Annotated in this window: 15 protein-coding genes and 1 pseudogene; 5 read left to right on the top strand and 11 right to left on the bottom strand. The window is 72.8% G+C overall.

Annotated elements, in window-relative coordinates:
* Position 1: 1 nt before the first annotated feature.
* Positions 2–685: pseudogene (locus D474_RS34315) on the bottom strand (AfsR/SARP family transcriptional regulator); the annotation flags it as partial.
* Between the two features lie 111 nt (positions 686–796).
* Between D474_RS34315 and D474_RS0119345 the strand changes: the two are divergent.
* On the top strand, positions 797–2,362 hold the full coding sequence (locus tag D474_RS0119345) for an MFS transporter (protein WP_017615159.1): 1,566 nt from the start codon (positions 797–799) through the stop codon (positions 2,360–2,362).
* Between the two features lie 97 nt (positions 2,363–2,459).
* Here D474_RS0119345 and D474_RS0119340 read toward each other — a convergent pair whose 3' ends face one another.
* Positions 2,460–2,906, bottom strand: a complete 447-nt coding sequence (locus tag D474_RS0119340) for a GreA/GreB family elongation factor (protein ID WP_017615158.1) — start codon at positions 2,904–2,906, stop codon at positions 2,460–2,462.
* A gap of 82 nt (positions 2,907–2,988) precedes the next feature.
* On the bottom strand, positions 2,989–4,254 hold the full coding sequence (locus tag D474_RS0119335; protein WP_017615157.1) for an NAD(P)/FAD-dependent oxidoreductase: 1,266 nt from the start codon (positions 4,252–4,254) through the stop codon (positions 2,989–2,991).
* A 178-nt stretch (positions 4,255–4,432) separates the two neighbouring features.
* On the opposite strand from D474_RS0119335, the gene D474_RS0119330 reads away from it, so the two are divergent.
* A complete protein-coding gene (locus D474_RS0119330; protein WP_017615156.1) occupies positions 4,433–5,974 on the top strand; it encodes a PucR family transcriptional regulator in 1,542 nt (513 codons plus the stop codon).
* 718 nt (positions 5,975–6,692) lie between these two features.
* Here D474_RS0119330 and D474_RS29350 read toward each other — a convergent pair.
* The 8 genes from D474_RS29350 to D474_RS29345 are packed head-to-tail and all read right to left on the bottom strand — an operon-like array spanning position 6,693 to position 15,411.
* Complete coding sequence (locus D474_RS29350) at positions 6,693–7,718, bottom strand: NAD(P)-dependent oxidoreductase (protein WP_017615155.1); 1,026 nt, start codon at positions 7,716–7,718, stop codon at positions 6,693–6,695.
* Complete coding sequence (locus tag D474_RS0119320) at positions 7,715–8,824, bottom strand: ABC transporter ATP-binding protein (RefSeq protein ID WP_017615154.1); 1,110 nt, start codon at positions 8,822–8,824, stop codon at positions 7,715–7,717. The genes D474_RS29350 and D474_RS0119320 overlap by 4 nt, the downstream gene beginning before the upstream one ends.
* Positions 8,821–9,981, bottom strand: coding sequence for an ABC transporter ATP-binding protein (locus D474_RS0119315; RefSeq protein ID WP_017615153.1), 1,161 nt, complete (start codon positions 9,979–9,981; stop codon positions 8,821–8,823). Before D474_RS0119315 ends, D474_RS0119320 begins: the two co-directional genes overlap by 4 nt.
* Positions 9,978–10,847, bottom strand: a complete 870-nt coding sequence (locus tag D474_RS0119310; RefSeq protein ID WP_017615152.1) for a carbohydrate ABC transporter permease — start codon at positions 10,845–10,847, stop codon at positions 9,978–9,980. Before D474_RS0119310 ends, D474_RS0119315 begins: the two co-directional genes overlap by 4 nt.
* Before the next feature lie 2 nt (positions 10,848–10,849).
* Positions 10,850–11,785 (bottom strand): carbohydrate ABC transporter permease, encoded by a 936-nt coding sequence (locus D474_RS0119305; RefSeq protein ID WP_017615151.1) that lies wholly within the window; start codon positions 11,783–11,785, stop codon positions 10,850–10,852.
* 4 nt (positions 11,786–11,789) lie between these two features.
* On the bottom strand, positions 11,790–13,280 hold the full coding sequence (locus D474_RS0119300) for an ABC transporter substrate-binding protein (RefSeq protein ID WP_017615150.1): 1,491 nt from the start codon (positions 13,278–13,280) through the stop codon (positions 11,790–11,792).
* Positions 13,277–13,918 carry a histidine phosphatase family protein gene (locus D474_RS0119295; protein WP_017615149.1) on the bottom strand — a complete coding sequence of 214 codons (642 nt, stop codon included), beginning with the start codon at positions 13,916–13,918 and terminating at the stop codon, positions 13,277–13,279. The genes D474_RS0119300 and D474_RS0119295 overlap by 4 nt, the downstream gene beginning before the upstream one ends.
* Positions 13,915–15,411: an FGGY-family carbohydrate kinase gene (locus D474_RS29345; RefSeq protein WP_017615148.1), complete on the bottom strand. Its 1,497-nt coding sequence runs from the start codon at positions 15,409–15,411 to the stop codon at positions 13,915–13,917. Before D474_RS29345 ends, D474_RS0119295 begins: the two co-directional genes overlap by 4 nt.
* A gap of 268 nt (positions 15,412–15,679) precedes the next feature.
* On the opposite strand from D474_RS29345, the gene D474_RS0119285 reads away from it, so the two are divergent.
* The 3 genes from D474_RS0119285 to D474_RS0119275 all read left to right on the top strand — a co-directional run.
* Positions 15,680–16,522: a DeoR/GlpR family DNA-binding transcription regulator gene (locus D474_RS0119285; protein ID WP_017615147.1), complete on the top strand. Its 843-nt coding sequence runs from the start codon at positions 15,680–15,682 to the stop codon at positions 16,520–16,522.
* Positions 16,512–17,237, top strand: coding sequence for an HAD family hydrolase (locus D474_RS0119280; protein WP_017615146.1), 726 nt, complete (start codon positions 16,512–16,514; stop codon positions 17,235–17,237). Before D474_RS0119285 ends, D474_RS0119280 begins: the two co-directional genes overlap by 11 nt.
* Positions 17,238–17,250: 13 nt before the next feature.
* Positions 17,251–18,169 (top strand): dihydroxyacetone kinase subunit DhaK (locus D474_RS0119275; RefSeq protein WP_017615145.1); only part of this gene is annotated, 919 nt, incomplete at its 3' end.

The raw sequence follows: 18,169 nt of genomic DNA, 5'->3' as shown, positions 1-18,169 counted from the left end.
ACCGGGGCCCGGGGTCGACCCCGAGCTCCTCGTCGAGCCGTGCCCGCGCCTGCTCGTAGGAGGCCAGCGCCTCGCCCTGCCGCCCTTCCCGGTACAGCGCCAGCATGTGCAGGGAGCGGGCGTGTTCGCGCAGCGGGTGCTCGGCGAGCAGGTCCGCGGTGTCGGCGGCCGCGCAGCAGGACTCGCCCAGGTCGAGGTAGGCCTCGGCGCGGATCTCCCTCGCCGACAGCCGTAGTTCGTCCAGGCGTGCGGCCTCGGCGCCGGTGGAGGGCACGTCTGACAGCTCCGGGAACGGCTCGCCGCGCCAGAGGTCGAGCGCGCAGGAAGCCAGGGCCGTGCGGGACGCGGGTCCGGACGCGGCATCGGCCCGTTCGACGAGGTCCTCGAACCGGATGCTGTCCACGTCCTCGGGGTCCACCTCGAGCCGGTATCCGCCCGCGCCGTGGACGACGCGGCCGGGGCCCAGGACGCGCCGGAGCTGGGAGAGCTTGGTCTGCAGCGTGTTCAGGGGCCGGCCGGGCGGGCTTTCGCCCCACAGGTCGTGGACCAGCCGGTCGGCCGACACGGGCACGCCCCGGTGCAGCAGCAGGTTCACCAACAATGCCCGGACCTTCGCCTCGGGGACGGCCACCGGCTCCCCCTCGGCGCTCCGGACGGTCAACGGCCCCAGAACCCCGTAACGCATACCGCCAGCCTACGCACCGGCTCTTCGGCACCCCCAGCGTTCCGTGCGCGAACCGTGCGCGCCGCCCGCGAACGTGGGGCCGTCCGAGAACGACAGACCGGAGGAGACCTCATGCACCGCACCGACACCCGGAGGGCCGGGCCGCGCGAATGGGCGGGCCTGGCGGTCCTGGGCCTGCCCACCGTGCTCCTGGGCCTGGACATGACCGTGCTGCACCTGGCCCTGCCGTCCCTCGCCGCGGAGCTCGATCCCACCCCCGCGCAACAACTGTGGATCGTCGACTCCTACGGGTTCCTCATCGCCGGTTTCCTCATCACGATGGGCACCCTCGGAGACCGCGTGGGGCGGCGGCGCCTGCTGATGGTCGGCGGGGTCGCGTTCGTGGGAGCGTCGGTGCTGGCGGCCTACTCCACGAGCCCGGAGATGCTGATCCTTGCCCGTGCCGCGTTGGGTATCGCGGGGGCCACCCTCATGCCCTCGACCTTGGCGCTCATCAGCACGACCTTCCACGATCCGCGGCAACGGGCCCTGGCGATCGGGTGGTGGGCGACCTTCTTCGCCGGCGGCATGGCGGCCGGGCCCCTGGTGGGCGGGGTGCTCCTGGAGCTGTTCTGGTGGGGCGCAGCGTTCCTCCTGGCCGTGCCGTTGATCGCCGTGATGCTGGTGGCCGCCCCGATCCTGCTCCCCGAGTCACGGGACCCGGACGCGGGACGGCTCGACCTCGTGAGCGTGGCCCTGTCCCTGGCCGCGGTCCTGCCCGTCGTGCACGGGGTCAAGGAGGCCGCGAAGGAGGGCCCGGACCTGATGGTCGCGGTGTCGCTCGCCGCCGGCGCGGTGTTCGCGGTCGTGTTCGCGCGCCGGCAGCGCAGGCTGTCCTCGCCGCTGCTGGACCTGGACCTGTTCCGGAACCGGGCGTTCTCGGCCGCGCTGGCCGTCATGTTCGCGGTCCTGGTCGGGGTGGGCGGAACGATGTTCCTGGTCACCCAGTACCTGCAGCTCGTCGAAGGGCTCTCGCCGACGGTGTCCGGGCTCTGGTACGGGCCTCCGGCGCTGATGATGATGGCCTCGGCCGTGGCGGGCCCCGTCCTGGCTCGGCGGGTGCGGCCCGGGTACGTCGTGGCCGGTGTGCTCGCGCTCTCGGCGGTGGGGTACGGGCTGTTGGCGCTGGTGGAGGGCCCCGGCGACCTCGCGCTGGTGGTCGGCGGGTTCTCGCTGGTCTACCTCGGGCTGGGCGCGATCGCCGCGCTCGGCACCGACCTGGTCGTGGGTTCGGCGCCGTCCGCCCGTGCAGGGTCGGCGTCGGCGATGTCGGAGACCGTCCAGGAACTGGGTGTGGCCTTCGGGATCGCGCTGGTGGGAAGCCTGTCGGCGGCGGTGTACCAGAGTTCGATCGCGGGCGCTGCGGGGCCGGGACTGGAGCCGGGCGTGGCCGACGCGGTCGAGGGCAGCCTGACGGGCGCGGCCTCGGTGTCCGGGCAGATCCCCGAGGAGCTGTGGACTCAGGCGCAGGAGGCCTTCGTCGCCGGGTTGAACACGGTCGGCGTGGTGGGTGCCGTGGCCGTACCGGTGCTGGCCGCGGTGACCGCGTTCGCGCTGCGCCACGTCGCGGCCAGTGGCGAGGGCGAGGGCGACGGGCACGACTCCCCGGAGGGCAAGGACGAGCTGCCGGTGCGGTGAGGGCCGGAACCCCGGCGGCCGGCCCCGTTCCCTCCATGACAGGGGAACGGGGCCGGAGACCGAGTGCCACACAGCGCTCCCGGTCCCCTCCGTGCGGTCAGGAGGGCTCGTAGGGCACCGCACGAACCAGGGTGACGGCGAACGTCTTCCCGCGCGGGGTGGTGTACTCGCGTTCCTCACCCTCGCGCGCGCCGATGAGCGCCCGGCCGAGCGGGGACTCCGGCGAGTAGACGGTGATCCCCTCGGCGTCGGAACGGTCGCGGACCCCGAGGAGGAACGTCTCGGCCTCGTCCTCCGACCCGTAGCGCACCGTCAGCACCATGCCGGGCTCGGCGATCCCGTCGTCCGGCGGGGCCTCCCCGACCACCGCGTCGCGCAGGAGCTCCTGGATGCGGGCGATACGGGTGTCGCGGTGTTCCTGATCGGTCGGCACGTCGAACTCGGCCTCGGTCTCGGGCGGGACGGGCGCCCCGGTCAGAACCGCGAGCTCGCGGACGAGGCGGTCGTGGGTGGCGGCGGTCAGCCAGGTGTTCGTGCGCGGCACGGATGATCTCCTCTTGGCGTCATGTACGGGCGCCCCGCCGGGGCTCCGGCGGGGCGCTGGTTCGGGTGGGGACGGGTCCGGGTCAGCGGGTGGGGTCGAACGGCCCCAGTTCCGGCGGAACGGTCCCGGTGGCGACGGCGCGCGCCAGCAGGCGTCCGGTCGCGGGGCCGTGGGTGAGTCCCCACATGCCGTGGCCGCCGGCGACGTACAGTCCGGGCACGCGGGTGGGCCCCACCAGGGGCAGCCCGTCGGCGGAGACCGGCCGGGGCCCGACCCAGGTGTCGACGCGTTCCTCCAGGCCGACGCCGTCCAGGTAGGGCGCCGCGGTGCGGACGACCGCCTCCACCCGCGCGTGGTCGGCGGGGGCGTCGGGCTCGGCGAACTCCATGGTTCCGGCCACCCGCATCCCCTCCTTGAGCGGCGTGCACGCCACCCGTGCCTCGGGCAGGTAGACCGGGTCGGGAACCGGGCGGTCCGTTCCGGCTGTGAAGCTGTAGCCCCGGCCCGCGGCGACCGGCGTGCGCACGCCCCACCGTCGCGCTCTCCGGCCCAGCCACGCCCCCGTGGCGGCGACGAGGGTCGAGGCGCTCTCCGTCTCGCCGTGTTCGGAGGTGATGGTGAAGGTGTCCCCCTTGCGGGACGGGGGCCGCACGGCCGCGACCGGGAAACCTTCGACGATCCGACCGCCCCGGGAGCGCACGGAATCGGCGAGGGCATGCGTGAACAGCGCCGGGTTGAGGTGTCGCTGGCCGTGGATGCGCACGCCCGCCCGGACCCGGTCGGAGGCCACGGGGACCAGTTCGTCGACCTCGCGCGCCCCGAGCGGGGTGAAGCCGGCGGGAATGCCGGCCGCCTCCACCTCGCGCAGCTCCGAGACCAGGCCCAACGCGCGTTTCTCGGAGAAGAACAGCGCGGTGATGGGCGCCTCCTCGATCACCGCGCCGACACCGCCGTCGAGGAGCTCGTCGAAGGCCTCGTGGGAGGCACGGCTCAGCTGGGCGTTGCCGAGCAGTGCCCGGTGGTGCGCCGCGTGGGTGGAGTTCGCCGCGAACAGCGTGAGGAAGCGGGCGAGCTCCGCGCCCGGGAACCGGGGCACGGACAGCGGGTGGTGCGGGTCGACGAGGGACCGCGCCCCGTGCGCGAGCGCGCCCGGTGTGTTGAGCGGCACGGCGAGCGCGGGCGAGAGCCATCCGGCGTTGCCCCACGAGGCCCCGGAGGCGACCCGGTCGCGCTCGAGCACGGTCACCTCGATCCCGTGTTCCTGCAGGTACCAGGCGGTCGACAGACCGACGACACCGGCGCCGACGACGGTCGCGGCGCGGGGCGCGCCCACAGCCGATGCGGCCATGCTCGTTCTCCTCAGGACGGACAGCGGACACTGCGAATGGACCCACGTCAACCGGGGTCCATCCGAGTGTGCTCGGGATCCGGCCGTCGACCGTTGTCCGATGCGCACAATCTTTGGCTAGCCTCGTGTGGAGCTCCCACAACAGGGGCCTGTCGGCGCGGTGAGACGGGGGTGTGCGGTGGTCCTGCTGGAACGCCTGGTGACGATCCTCGGTGTGTACGGGGCCCGGCCGGCCGGGCCGCGGATCCCCGAGGGGACGGTCGTGCGCAGCGTGGCGGTGCACGACCCGTCCGAGGAGACCACCGAACCCGGCGATGTGCTCTTGGCCGTGGGAGAGCGCGACCCCGTGCGCGCCGTGGGGTTGGCCCACGACGCCGGCGCCTCTGCGGTCATGGTGCGCACCGGGGCCGGGGAACCCGACGGGCCCGCGCTCGGGGCGGCCCGCGAACACGGGGTGGTCCTGCTGTGGGTGGCCCCGGAGGTCTCCTGGAGCCAGGTCGCCGGGATCGTCTTCGGGATGGTGCTCGAGGGCAGTGAGACCGAGTCCGGGCGTGGGCCCAGCGACATGCCCACGCTGGCCGACAGCATCGCCGCTCGCGTGGGCGGGCCGTTGACGATCGAGGATCCGCGTTCCAGGGTGTTGGCCTACTCCGCGCTCCAGGGTTCGGCCGACCGGGCCCGGTTGGACACGATCCTCGGACGCCGGGTACCCGAAGGTCTGCGCGACCACCTGTCGAGCGCCGGGGTGCACGCGCGGTTGGCAGCCTCCGACGAACCCGTGTACGTGCCTCCCGCGGAGGAACACGGGATGGGGGCCCGAACAGCGGTGGCGGTGCGGATCGGCCGGGAGTTCCTGGGGTCGCTGTGGCTGTCGTGCTCGGGGCCGTTGTCGGCCGAGCACGCCCGGTCATTGGTGGAGGGGGCGCGTACCGTCGCGCTCCATCTGCTGCGGACGCGGGTCAGCGCCGACCTGGAACGGCAGGTGGAGTCGGACCTGGTCGGCCGCTTGTTGGAGGGCGGGACCGACCCCACGGAAGCTGCGGTCCGATTGGGGCTGACAGCAGCGCCGCACCGGGTCGTCGCGTTGCAGGCGCACACCCCGGAGGAGCGGCACGCGGCGACGCTGGTGGCGTTCGAGCGGGCCACGACCGGGTTCGGGTGGTCGCGTCCGGGGCGGAGCACGGTGTTCGGGAGCACGGTCTACACGGTGCTCCCGTGCGGCGCCGACAGCACCGCGGCCCGGGAGTGGCTGGCCGAGACCGTCCGGGGCCTGCCCGCGCACGTGGAGGTGCACGCGGGCATCGGCGGACCGGCGGACCCGGCGCGGCTGTCGGAGAGCCGGCGGGAGGCGGACGAGAGCCTGGCGTTGCAGTCGGTGCGTCCGGAGCGGGAGGTCGTGGCCTACGACGAGTCGTGGGACGAGGTGTTGCTGCACCGTTTGCGCACGTCCTCGGCCTCGGGGCGGCGCCCGGCCGACGGCCCCGTCGCCGACCTGGCACGGCACGACGGCGCGCACGGGACCCGGTTCGTCCCGACGTTGCGGGCATGGCTGCGCGCGCAGGGCGACCCGGTCGAGGCGGCGCGGATGTTGGAGGTCCACCCGAACACGGTGCGCAACCGGATGCGCCGTATGTCAGGGGTCGCGGCCCTGGACCTGGACGACCCGGACCGGCGCCTGGCCCTGGCGATCGCGCTCGAGGTGCACCTGCCGGGGGCGTGAAGGGGCACCTGTCGGGGACGAAAGGGCGGTACGGCATCCAGAGGCTCGGACGTGGGACGGGTTCTTGGGAGGTCGGGTTTCTCGGGGCGGGGTTTTCGGGAGATCGGGTTCTTGGGGTGTTCTGTGGTGTTGCCTCGGGGCCGGGGCCCAGCTCGGTGGCCGAGCTGCCGCTGGCGGTCGTTGTTAGTGCTGTTATGAGCACCCGAAAACGTTGTCAGTGCTGTTGTGGGCACTAACAACGACACGGAGCCGGGCACCCGTCTCACCCGGCCGACCTTGCTACTGGAGCAGACCTCAGCGCTGAGGTCTGCTCCAGTAGCAAGAACCTCAGCAGGAGGATGCCCGCACGCGTGCCACCCCCGGCACTCAATGCCCCGCCGGGAGTACCGGGGCGGCCTGTGCTGTCGCAGGAGCGAGCCACCAATCCACACCCCGACCGTTGGTGGCAATGCCGCGCCCCAGGGGGATAGCCGTGCCCACCATTCCTTTGGCTGCGGGCGGGGGCCTCGGGGGTGAAGAGGGGTTCGTCGAGATGGGTCGGGTGAGCCCGGGGACAGGGCCGGAGCGCACACCCCGAGTCGCCCGGGCCCAACCCACCACAACACCGACACCCTTCCCGCCAAGAGAAAGAACCGGGGGTGGCGCCGACGAGGGTTGCGTGCAGGCCCGGCCGGGCTAAGATCCCGGCCCAGACGAACCGCCACCCCCGCCAACGACCTCACGAACGCGAACGCAGAACCCTCACGACCTCCCGGGCGATACGCCCCGCCGATTCCTCAGCCACCTGCGTCGACGCCCCGGCCAGGTGCGGGGTGGCCCACACCTCGGGGCGGGCCGTGAGCGTGTCCCCTGGAGCGGGCGGCTCGGGGTCGAAGACGTCGAGCACCGCCCCGCGCAGATGTCCGGACTCGAGCGCTCGCTCCAACGCACGGTGGTCCACGAGCTCTCCCCGGGCGGTGTTGACCAGCAGGGCCCCGGAGCGCATGGTGGCCAGTGCTTCGGCTCCGATCACGTGCCGGGTCTGGTCGGTGAGGCGGGCGTGCAGGCTGACCACGTCACTCTCGGCGAGCAGTTCGGGCAAGGACACGAGGCGCACCCCGGCCCGACGCGCCTCGTCCGGGTCGGCGTAGGGGTCGTGGGCGAGGACCGTGCTCCTGAACGCCCCCAGGATCTCGGCGACGCGGCGACCGACGGCCCCCATGCCGACGAGACCGACCGTGCACGCCCGGAGCTCGGGGCCGGTGCGTTCGTACCGGAAGCCCTCTGCGTCCCAGGACCCGGCCGACAGTCGTGCTGCCGCGGAGGGCAGTCCGCGCAGGGCCGTGATCATGGAGCCGACGCAGTACTCGGCGACCGCGCCCAGGTTGCGTCCGGGCAGGTTGAGGACGGGGATCCCCGCGCGCTCCGCGGCCGCGGTGTCGACGTTGACCGGGCCCCCGCGTGTCACGCCGATGGCCCGGAGCGTTCCGTCCCCTGCCTCGATGACGTCCGCGGTGACCGGCCCCAGGTGGGTGACCAGGGCGTCTGCGCCTCGCACGAGCTCGGCGAGGACCCGTGGGTCGCCGGAGGCCTCCCGTACGCCGTCCACGCCGGTGAAGGGTTCGGTCGGCCACCCGGAGTCGGTGAGCTCGGTGCGCACGCCGGGCAGCTCGTGTTCGAGCGCACGTGCGAGGAGGGCCGCGGAGATGAACCCGTCCCCCGCGCACACCACGCGCGGCCCGTTCTGCCTGTGTTGTTCCGTCACGCGAGCCGCTCCCCCGTGTCGGGGGCGAACACGTGCACGCGCTCGCCAGGGGCCTGCACCCGGCACCGGTCGCCGGCCGACCACGAGGCGCCGCCCTCGGTCTGCACCACCATCCGCGCACCGCCTCCGTCGAGCGCGACGGTGGCGAGCCCGAACTCCATGAGGTCCTCCAGGACCTCGACGGTGGCGGCCGGCCCCTCCCCCGCCGTGTCCTCGGCGGACAGCCGACAGTCCTGCGGTCGCAGCCCCAGCTCGACCGGCCCGGAGGCGGCCACGGTGACAGGCAACCGCCCGGCACCGGCCACGTCGACCGCGCCGTCGGCGGCCTCGCCCGGCACGAGGTTGATCGCGGGTTCGCCCACGAAGTCGGCGACGAAGCGGTTCGCGGGCCGGTCGAAGACCTCGTCGGGTGTTCCGAACTGCTGGATGGTGCCGCCGTCCATGACCGCCATCCGGTCGGCCAGGCTCAGGGCCTCCAGCTGGTCGTGGGTGACGACGATGGTCGTGTACCCGAACTCCCGCTGGAGCACCTTGAGCTCGCGCCGCACCCGCTGGCGCTGCCCTGCGTCGAGGTGGGAGAGCGGTTCGTCCAGCAGCAGCACGGGAGGGTTGCGCACCAGGGCGCGGGCGAGCGCGACCCGCTGTTTCTGGCCGCTGGAGAGCGCGGCCGGGCGCAGGTCGAGCAGGTCGGTGACCTCCAGGCGTTCGGCGACGGCCTCGACCCGTTCGCGGATACGCGCGTCGGGCATCGACCGACGCGCCCGCAGCCCGTATGCGAGGTTCTCGCGCACGGACAACGGCGGGTACAGGGCGTAGCTCTCGAACCCGACCCCGATGTCGCGCTTGCCCGGGGGCAGGTCGCCGACCTCGCGTTCGCCGATCCGCACGCTGCCGGAGGTGACGCTCTCCAGTCCGGCGATCATGCGCAGCGTCGTGGTCTTGCCGCACCCGGAGGGCCCCAGGAGCGCGACCATCTCCCCGGGTTCGATGTCGAGGTCGATGCCCCGCACTGCGGCGAAGGCTTCCCGGCCGCGGCTGCGGTAGGTCTTGTGCAGGTCGGCCAGCCGGAGGCGCCGGGCGGTCCCCTGTTCCATGGTGGCGCTCATCGCTGTTCTCCCTCGCTGTCGGTCCGGGGCCGCGCGTTGCCGACCCGGTGCGCGTGGCCCGCACGGCCGTCCCCCTCGGGCCCGGGCGCCCGCCCGCCCCCGGCGAAGACGTGCACCCTCGTGTGCTCCGTGCTCAGGGTCACGGAGGTCCCCTCTCTCACGTCGGGATCGTCGGTGACCGCGATGAGCGTGTCGCCGGGCCCTACGCCCTCGGTCCGCACGCTCAGTTCCACGGACCTGCCGAGGCGTTCGGCCAGTTCGACCCGGCCGCGGATCCGGAAGCCCCCGGGATGTGTCTGCCCGGCGGTCACCGTGAGGTCGCGCGGGCGCACCCCCAGCTCGACCGGCCCGGACACGTCCGTGTCCACCCCGACCGCCAGTCCGCCGCCGGTGATCGCCACTCCCCCGTCGGCGCGGGCGGGCAGCAGGTTCATCTCGGGTTGGCCGAGCGAGCGGGCGACGAACGTGTCGTGCGGGGCGTCCCAGAGCTCGGCGGGTGTGCCGACCTGGACGAGGCGGCCGCCCCGCAGCACGCCGATCCGGTCCCCGAGGGCGAGGGCCTCCTGGTAGTCGTGCGTGACGTAGACGGTGGTGGTACGCGAGAACTCCCCGAGCCGCCGCAGTTCCGCGCGCATGGTCGCCCGGAGCTTCGCGTCCAGGTGGGACAGCGGTTCGTCGAGCAGGTACACGTCGGCGGGCCGCACGAGCACCCGCCCCAGCGCGGTGCGTTGGCGCTGCCCGTTGGAGAGCTCCTTGGGCAAGCGTTCCCGCAGGTGGTCGATGCCGAGGGTGGTGGTGACCGCGTCGATGCGTGCGGCGCGCTCGGCCTCGGTCCAGGTGCCCAGGCGGCCGGACCTCAGCGGTGAGGCGAGGTTGTCGGCGACGGTCTTCTGCGGGTACAGCGCATAGCTCTCGAACGCCATCGCGACGTTGCGTTCGTAGGGTTCCACGCCGGCCATGTCGCGGCCGCCTATGACGACCGCCCCCTCGGTGCGGTCGACGAGGCCGGCCACGCACTTGAGCGTGGTGGTCTTGCCGGCGCCGGAGGGGCCGAGCAGGACGAAGAACTCGCCCTCGGCCACGGACACGTCCAACCCGTGCAGCACGGGCTTCTTGCCGTAGCGGGCTGCCAGCCCGCGCAGTTCCAGTGTGCTCACGACTTCACCGCCCCGAAGGACAGGCCGTGCACCAGGTACCGCTGGATGGACAGCGCGACCAGCAGGGGTGGAAGCGCGGCCAGCAGCGCGGCGGCGGCCGTCAGGTTGTAGTAGGCCTGGCCGCCCCCGCCGAGGAAGCGGGTGACGGCCACGGTCACGGTCGGGTTCTCGCTGCCGGTCAGGATCAGCGGGAACACGTAGTTGTTCCAGGCGAAGATGAACGCCAGAAGGGCCGACGCCGCGATGCCGGGGCGCACCAGCGGCAGCGCGACGGTGAGGAAGGCGCGCGTGCGGGTGTAGCCGTCCAGCAGCGCCGCCTGTTCGAGCTCCTCGGGCAGGTCCTGGAAGTAGGAACGCAGGATCCACACGATCAGCGGCAGGGTGACCAGCTGCAGCACCCAGATGGTGCCGAAGGCGGTGTCGAACAGCCCGAGCTGGTTGTAGATGATGAACAGCGGCACGATCACCATGAGCTCCGGCGCGAACCGGAACGACAGGATCGTGAACATGACGTCGCCCGACCCGCGGTAGGCCCACCGGCCGGCGGCGTAGGCGGCCGGAACCCCGATGGCCAGCGACAGCGCGACCGCGCCCAGAGAGGTGACGAGGCTGGTGAACAGGGCGCCGGTGAAGTCGACGCTGGTGATGCGTTCGCCCTCGGAACTGAGCACGGTCGTGTAATTCTCGAGCGTGGGGGTGAACCGGAAGTAGGTGGAGGTCTGCTCGGCCTGCGTCTTCAGCGACAGCAGGATCATCCACAGGATCGGGAAAAGGGAGAAGGCGAACCACAGCACCAGCAGCAGGTCCGCGCCCGCGGCGGCGGGCGAGAACCGGCGGCTGCCGGGCCTGCGCTCTCGGGTGGCCACGGTCAGTCCTCCGTTCCGGCGGCCCGCCTCTGGGCCTTGCCCAGGACGCCGACGAGGTAGCGGGCGGTGATGAAGACGATGATCCAGAGCAGGAACATGTACGTGCTGCCGAGCGAGAAGTTCAGGTTGGTCATGGAGTTCTGGTAGGCGCCGATCTGCAGGGTGCGGGTGGCGCCACCGGGCCCTCCGGCGGTGAGCACGTAGACGTGGTCGAAGATCTTCAGCGAGTCCATGAAGCGGAAGATGACGGCGACCAGGATGTAGGGCCACATCATCGGCAGCATGAGGCGGCGGAACATGTACAGCGCGCCCGCCCCGTCCACGGCCGAGGCCTCGAAGGGTTCGCGCGGCAGCGACCTGATGCCGGCCAGCACGAGCACGGCGACGAACGGTGTGAAGATCCAGACGTCGACGAGCACGACCGACCACAGGGCGCGGTCCTCGCTCAGCCAGTCGAAGGTGGAGCCGAGGCCGAACATGTGGTTGAGCACGCCGAACTGGGGGTTGTACATGAGCCCCCAGATGACGCCGGCGATGACGGGGGCGATCATCAGCGGCAGGATCAGCAGGCGTTCCAGCAGCCGGCCGACGAGGCTGGCGCGGAACAGCAGCAGGGCGATACCCGCGCCGAGCACGGTCTCGACGACGGTGGTGGTGACCGCATAGGTGAGGGTGACGCGTACGCTCTCCCAGAACACGGGGTCGGAGAGCACGACGGCGTAGTTGGCCAGGCCCACCAGGACGGGTTCGGGCACCATGGCCGAGTAGTTGAGGAACGTGTAGTAAACGCCCAGGCCGAAGGGGTAGAGGATCCCGGCGATGAGCAGGACGGCGGGGATCGACAGCAGGTAGGGGCGGAAGGCCCGCCGCCGGGCGGAGATCCGCCGGACGCTGCCCTCACCCGCGGGCGGGCGCTGGGGGGTGTCGGTGCGTGTCACGGTCTCAGTCCCTGTTCACCAGCTCGGTGGTCTGCTCGGCGAGTTCGTCGAGTCGTTCCTCGGCGTCCTGGCCCGCGTAGATGTCCTGCAGCGCCACGGCCCAGTTCTCGGTGGTCTCGAAGAACTGGGTCTGCGGGGTGAAGTGGATGCGGGTGGAGTCGATGACCCGCTCGAAGGTCTCCTGGTAACCGGGGAAGGCGTCGAGGGTGGGTTTGAACGCCTCCTCGAAGACGGACTCGCGGGTGGGGTTGGCGAACCCCATCTCGCCGGTGCGCACCGCCTCGGCCTGGGCCTCCTTCCCTGTGGCCCATTGGATGAAGAGCCACGCGGCGAGCTTGTTGCGGGACGCGGAGTTCATGGCCAGGCACCACGCCCACAGGCTGGTGTCGAGGTTGCCGTCGGGGCCGGCCGGTCCGGGGTGCCAGGCGAGGTCGCCGGCGCTCGCGCTGTTGCCGGGGATGTTCTGGGGGTAGGTGGCCGAGTCGGCGTCGAAGACCATGAGGGCGGCGCCGGAGCCGAGGTCGGCGGTGCAGTCGGGGTAGTCGTAGGTGGTCCAGGAGGTGGGTCCGGCCTCGCGGGCCAGGTCGATCCACTTGCGGGTGAAGCCGACGGCGGCATCGGAGTTCATGGTGGCGCTCAGGGTTCCGCCGTCCGTGGAGTAGTCGGCGCAGCCCTCGCGGGTGAACTGGGTCATGAACCCGGGATGGATGGTCGCCCAGGAGCGGGATCCGCGGAAGGCCAGGCCGTAGGTGCCCTCCGACCGGTCGGTGAGGTCGACGGCCAGTTCGAAGAGCTCGTCGAAGGTCTCGGCGGGGCGTACCCCTCGGCGGTCGAACTCGGCCTTGTTGTAGCAGATCACGTTGGTCTCGAAGCCCCACGGGATCGCCCATTGTCCACCGGTGCCGAGCGGGCTGCCGACCTCGAAGTCCCACGCGGTGGAGGTGCGCAGGCCCTCGAAGACGTCGTCGAAGTCGTACTCGTCGCTGGTGGCGGAGTCGTTGCCGATCCAGGGCCCGAGGTCCTCCATCCAGCCGGGCGGACCGTAGGTCCACAGGAAGTACGCGCCGGTCATGAACACGTCGTAGTTGCCGGACCCGCTGGCCAGCTCGGTGTTGAGGCGCGTGTAGTAGTCGGCCTCGGCGACCTGGTCGGTGTTGACGGTGATGCCGGTGAGCTCGGTGAACTCCTCCAGGAGCGGTTGGAAGGCGGCCTGGTAGGGGTGCGGGGTCTGCAGGAACGAGATCTCCGCGCCTTCGGCCTTGCGCCAGTCGAAGGCGCCGGTGACCTCGGACGCCCCGTTGGCGTGGCCCTCCCCGAGGCCGCCGACGCCGACGCCGCAGGCCGAGAGCAGGGGCCCGCCGGCCAGGGCGGCACCGCCGGAACCGAACAGGCGAAGGGCCCGGCGGCGGGACAGGTCGGGGGTACGGGGTGTGCCGGGGGTACGGTATCGGGGGTCGAGGGGCGATCGGGGTGCGCGTCGGGGGCGTCGCTTCATGGGCTTCTCCGGGTCGGCAGGTTGAGGCCGAGCAGGGCGGGCGGGTGGCCCGCGGTGCGGGGGACGCGGACGCGGGTCAGGGCCGCGTTGTCCAGTCGGGGGAGGACCCTCCGGTAGTGGGCGATGGGGATGCCGAGCCAGGAGCACAGGGCCAGGCGCAACGCGGTGTTGTGGCCCACGACGAGGATCCGGGCCCCGGAGTGGGCGGCGGCGAGGTCCTCGAGTGCCTGCCGTACGCGGGTGGCGACGGCGGAGGGGTCCTCGGCGCCGGGAAGCGGGTGGGCGACGGGGTCGGCGCGGAAGGCGGCGGCGGTGCCGGGCCGGTCGCGGTCGACCTCGTCGAGGGTGCGGCCTTCGGCGGAACCGAAGTCGGCCTCGGCCAGGCCGGGGACGACGACGGGGGCGAGCCCGAGGGCGCGGGCGGCAGGGGCGGCGCTCTGGCGGGCGCGTGTGAGGGGTGAGCAGGCCACGGCGTCGTGGGGGTGTTCGCGGATCCACGCGGCGAGCTGGTCGGCCTGGTCGCGGCCGACGGGGTCGAGGGCGACGTCGGAACTGCCGGCGTAGCGGTTCTCGGCGTGCCAGACGGTGCGGCCGTGTCGGACCAGGGACAGCTCGGTCGGGGGCTCGTCGGTGTTCATGGGCGGCCTGCCTGTCGGGTCGGGGCGATCCAGCCTCGCTCGGCCAGGGCGTGCAGGAACCGCTCGTGGGCCTCGTCGAGGGCATCGGCGCGGGCGGGGTCGGGTTCGTGGCGGCGTGCGGTGCGCACCATGGCCTCGGCGGTGGCAGCCAGGGCGCCCCGTGGCGCGCGGGCCAGGACCGCCGAACCGAACGCGGAGCCGGTGTGCGCGGGCACGAGCACCGGTCGGCGCAGAACGTCGGCGCGCAGCTGCGTGAGCCAGGTGTTGTCGGCAGCGCCCCCGGTGGCGGTGACCAGCCCGTGTGCGGGAGCTCCGAGGGTCCGGAGGCGGTCGAGGGCGAGGCGTTCGACGTGGGCGAGCCCGTGGGCGAGGCGGTGGAAACGCTGGGCGGGGTCGGTGCCGCCGCTGCCGGGTCCGGTGTCGAAGCCGGTCGCGTCGGGGGCCACGAAGGGGAACCGTTCTCCGGTGCCGGTCAGGGGGTAGGTGGCCCCGCCGGGGACCGGCAGGTCGCGGGCGCGTTCGGTGAGGTCGGCCGGGTGGTGGCCGGGCAGGGCGTGCGACCACACACGGGTCCCGGCGTTCGCGGCACCCCCGGGGAGCCATCCGCCGTCGGGGTTGCGGTGGCTGTAGACGGCGCCGGCGGGATCGTGGATCCGGCGGGGTGTGGACCCCTTGAGCACGAGGGTGGTGCCGAGCGTGGCGGCCCAGCGTCCGGGGGCGAGGGCGGCCGAGGCGATCTGGGCGGCGACCCCGTCGGTGGTTCCGGCTCGGACGGGTGTGCCGGCGGGGATCCCGGTGTGCCGGGCTGCGCCGGGGGCGACGGTGCCCACGGGGGTCCCGGTGGACACCACCTCGGGCAGGTGCGCGGGGTCGAGCCCGATCCGGTCGAGGTGGGCGCGGGGCCATCCGTGTTCGGGGTCGTGGCCGGTCTTGAGCGCCTGGGTGGGGTCGGTGGGAACGGGGCACCCGACGAGGCGCCCGGTGATGTGGTCGCCCTGGTGAGCCGGCCGGGCGCCGGGGCCGATGCGGCCCTCCGAGGCCAGGAGCAGGAGTTTGCGCAACGCCCAGGTGGGCGGGACCGGCTGCCCCAGGTGCATGGCCAGGTCGTCCAGCGCGGCCTCGGTCCGGGCCGGGGCGGGGGCACGGGTGGCGCGGGCGTCGTCGTACATCAGACCGGGTCCGACGGGCCGGGCGCGGGAATCCTGCAGGACCAGGGTCCCGGAGGTGCCGTCGACACACACGGCGCCGAGGGGGTGTCCGGGGTGGTCGGCGAGAGCGGAGCGCACTGCGGCCCCGGTGGCCTCCCACCATTCTCCCGGGTCCTGTTCGTGGCGGGGGCCGTCGCGCCGGCCGCGCAGCAGCGGGGCGCCCCCGGAACCGTGCACCGTGCCGTCTCCGCCGACGAGCTGGGCGCGCACGCCCTGGGTCCCGAGGTCGATGCCCAACCACAGGGCTGCGCTCTCGCACGTTCCGGCCGGTCCTGGGGCGGGCACGGCACCTCCTCGCACATGTGACCTGCTTCATAAGGGCGCAATGATGAGGAAACCTAAGCGAGTGAAGTTCTCGTGTCAACATGTGTTCGTCACACGAGATTTTGTTAAGTCGACATCGGAACACCCGGACGCCGCCCTTCTCACCAGGTGAGTCTGCATCCGACACTTCACAGGAGAGCGCGTGAAGTTAACACCGACTCTTGACACATCACGGTCGTCCCGTTGAGATGTGCGGACGACGACCACGACGACACAGGAGACGCCCACAGTGACGGTCAAGCACGGCCAGACCGCGGACGAGCGGACCGGACGGGACCCCGGCCACGACGACGCCCGACCCGCCGGGCCCGAGGACCGCCGGGGCCTGATCACCGAGCTCGTGCTCGACCGCGGCTCCGTCTCCGCCCAGGACCTCTCCGAGCGGTTCGGTGTCTCGGTCATGACCGTGCACCGCGACCTCGACGAGCTCCAGAGGCAAGGGGTGCTGCGCAAGTCCCGGGGTGTGGCCACGGCCCAGCCCAGCGGCACCTTCGAGTCCAACGTCGCCTACCGAAGACGGGTCAACACCGACGCCAAGAAGGCGGTGGCCGCCCACGCGGCGCGCCTCGTCGAACCGGGCGCCTCGGTGCTGCTCGACGACTCGACGACAGCGGCCCGGATCATCCCCCACCTGGCCGCCCTGCCCCCGCTCACCGTCGCCACCAACTACCTCGGCGCCCTCACCGAACTCTCCCGGATCGAGAACATGCACGTGGTCGCCCTCGGTGGCACCTACGACGTGCAGCACGACTCGTTCCTGGGCACGACGTGTGTCGAGGCCATCCGGTCCATGCGCTTCGACGTGGCATTCGTGAGCACCTCCGCGGTCACCGCCGGCCACGCCTACCACCAGGAGGACCGCATCGTGGCGGTCAAACGCGAGATGGTCGCCGCCGCCGACACCTGCCACCTGCTGCTCGACCACAGCAAACTCACCCGGGGCGCGCTGCACAGGCTGCTGCCCCTGGACCGCTTCACCTCCGTGATCGTGGACTCCGCGACCCCCGACGACGCCCTCTCCCAGCTGCGCGAACACGACGTGCGGGTGGAGGTGGCGCCCGATGCCGGCTGACGGGGCCCACGGCTCCCCCGCCCCCGTGGTCTTCGACCTGGACGGCGTGCTCGTGCACACCGAACACCTGTGGGAGGAGTCCTGGGCCGCCCACTGCGCGGAGCACGGAGTGGAGTGGACCCGCGCCGACACCCTGCGCGTCCAGGGCATGAGCAGCCCGGAGTGGTCGCGCGACGTGGCCGGTGCGGTGCACGAACGTTCCGGGATCCGTGTCGCCCCCGCACAGGTGCTGCGTTCCTGCGTCGGCCACATGCGCGCGGTGCTCCTGGACGGCCGGGGCCCGCTCCTGCCCGGCGCCCGCGAGCTCGTGACCGGGACAGCAGCACTGACCAGCATCGGACTCGCTTCCTCGGCCGCCCGTGCGGTCATCGACACCGTCCTGGCACGCGAGGGCCTGGCCGAGCTGTTCGCCACGACGGTCTCCAGCGAGGAGGTCGCACGCGGCAAACCCTCCCCCGACGTCTACACCGAGGCCCTGCGCCGCCTCGCCCCTCCCTGCGACGGCCCCTGCCCCCTGGCCGTGGAGGATTCCGGCAACGGACTGCGCGCCGCCCACGCCGCGGGGCTCCGCGTGGTCGCGCTGCCCAACCCCGACTACCCGCCCGGCGACGAGGCTCTGGCCCTGGCCGAATACGTGGCGTCCGACCACGCCGAGGCCGCCGCCCACCTTCGGCGCGCTCTCACCCCGGACGGAGCACCCCCCGACGACACCTGAGGAGACCCGTGTCATGTCCCGTCTACTCAACTCTCCCTCCGACTTCCGCGAGGACATGCTCGACGGTCTGTCCGCCGCCTACCCCCGCCACCTGACCCGTGTACCCGGCGCATCCGGTGTGGTCCGCAGCGCCGGGACCGGGGGTCGGGTGTCGGTGGTGGTCGGCGGCGGATGCGGCCACTACCCCGCTTTCGCCGGGCTCGTGGGTCCCGGTCTGGCCGCGGGCGCGGTCGTGGGCGAGGTCTTCACCTCCCCCTCCGCCGAGCAGGCCCACCGGGTCGGCCGCGCCGCCGACGAGGGCGCGGGCGTACTGTTCAGCTTCGGCAACTACGCCGGCGACGTGATGAACTTCGGCCTGGCCGAGGAGCGCCTGCGTGGCGAGGGCGTGGACTGCCGCACCGTGCTGGTCACCGACGACGTGGCCTCGGCCCCCCACGAGGAGCACGCCGGACGGCGCGGGATCGCCGGCACACTCCCGGTGTTCAAGACCGCGGGCGCCGCCGCCGACCGGGGCGACCCGATCGACGAGGTGGAACGCCTGGCCCGCCACGCGAACTCCCGCACGGCCACTCTGGGTGTGGGTTTCGCCGGATGCACGGTGCCCGGGGAGAAGGAACCCCTGTTCACGGTTCCGCCCGGACACATGGAGATCGGCCTGGGCATCCACGGCGAGCCCGGGATCGAGGAGGGGCCGCTCGTGAGCGCCTCCGAGCTGGCCCCGCTCCTGCTCGACCCGCTGCTGGCCGAGCGCCCGGCCGACACGTCGGGACGGGTCGCGATCGTGCTCAACGGGCTCGGCGCCACCAAGTACGAGGAACTGTTCGTCGTGGCCTCCGGTCTGTTCCCCGCCCTGCGCCGCGCGGGGCTGGAGCCGGTACTGCCGGAGGTCGGCGAGGCCGTGACCAGCCTGGACATGGCCGGGTGCTCACTGA

Origin of the sequence: Nocardiopsis salina YIM 90010, from assembly GCF_000341025.1 — a bacterium.
GTDB classification, from domain to species: Bacteria; Actinomycetota; Actinomycetes; order Streptosporangiales; family Streptosporangiaceae; genus Nocardiopsis; species Nocardiopsis salina.
Note: the sequence above shows the minus strand (reverse complement) of the source record. Positions and strands in the feature narration are given on the sequence as shown.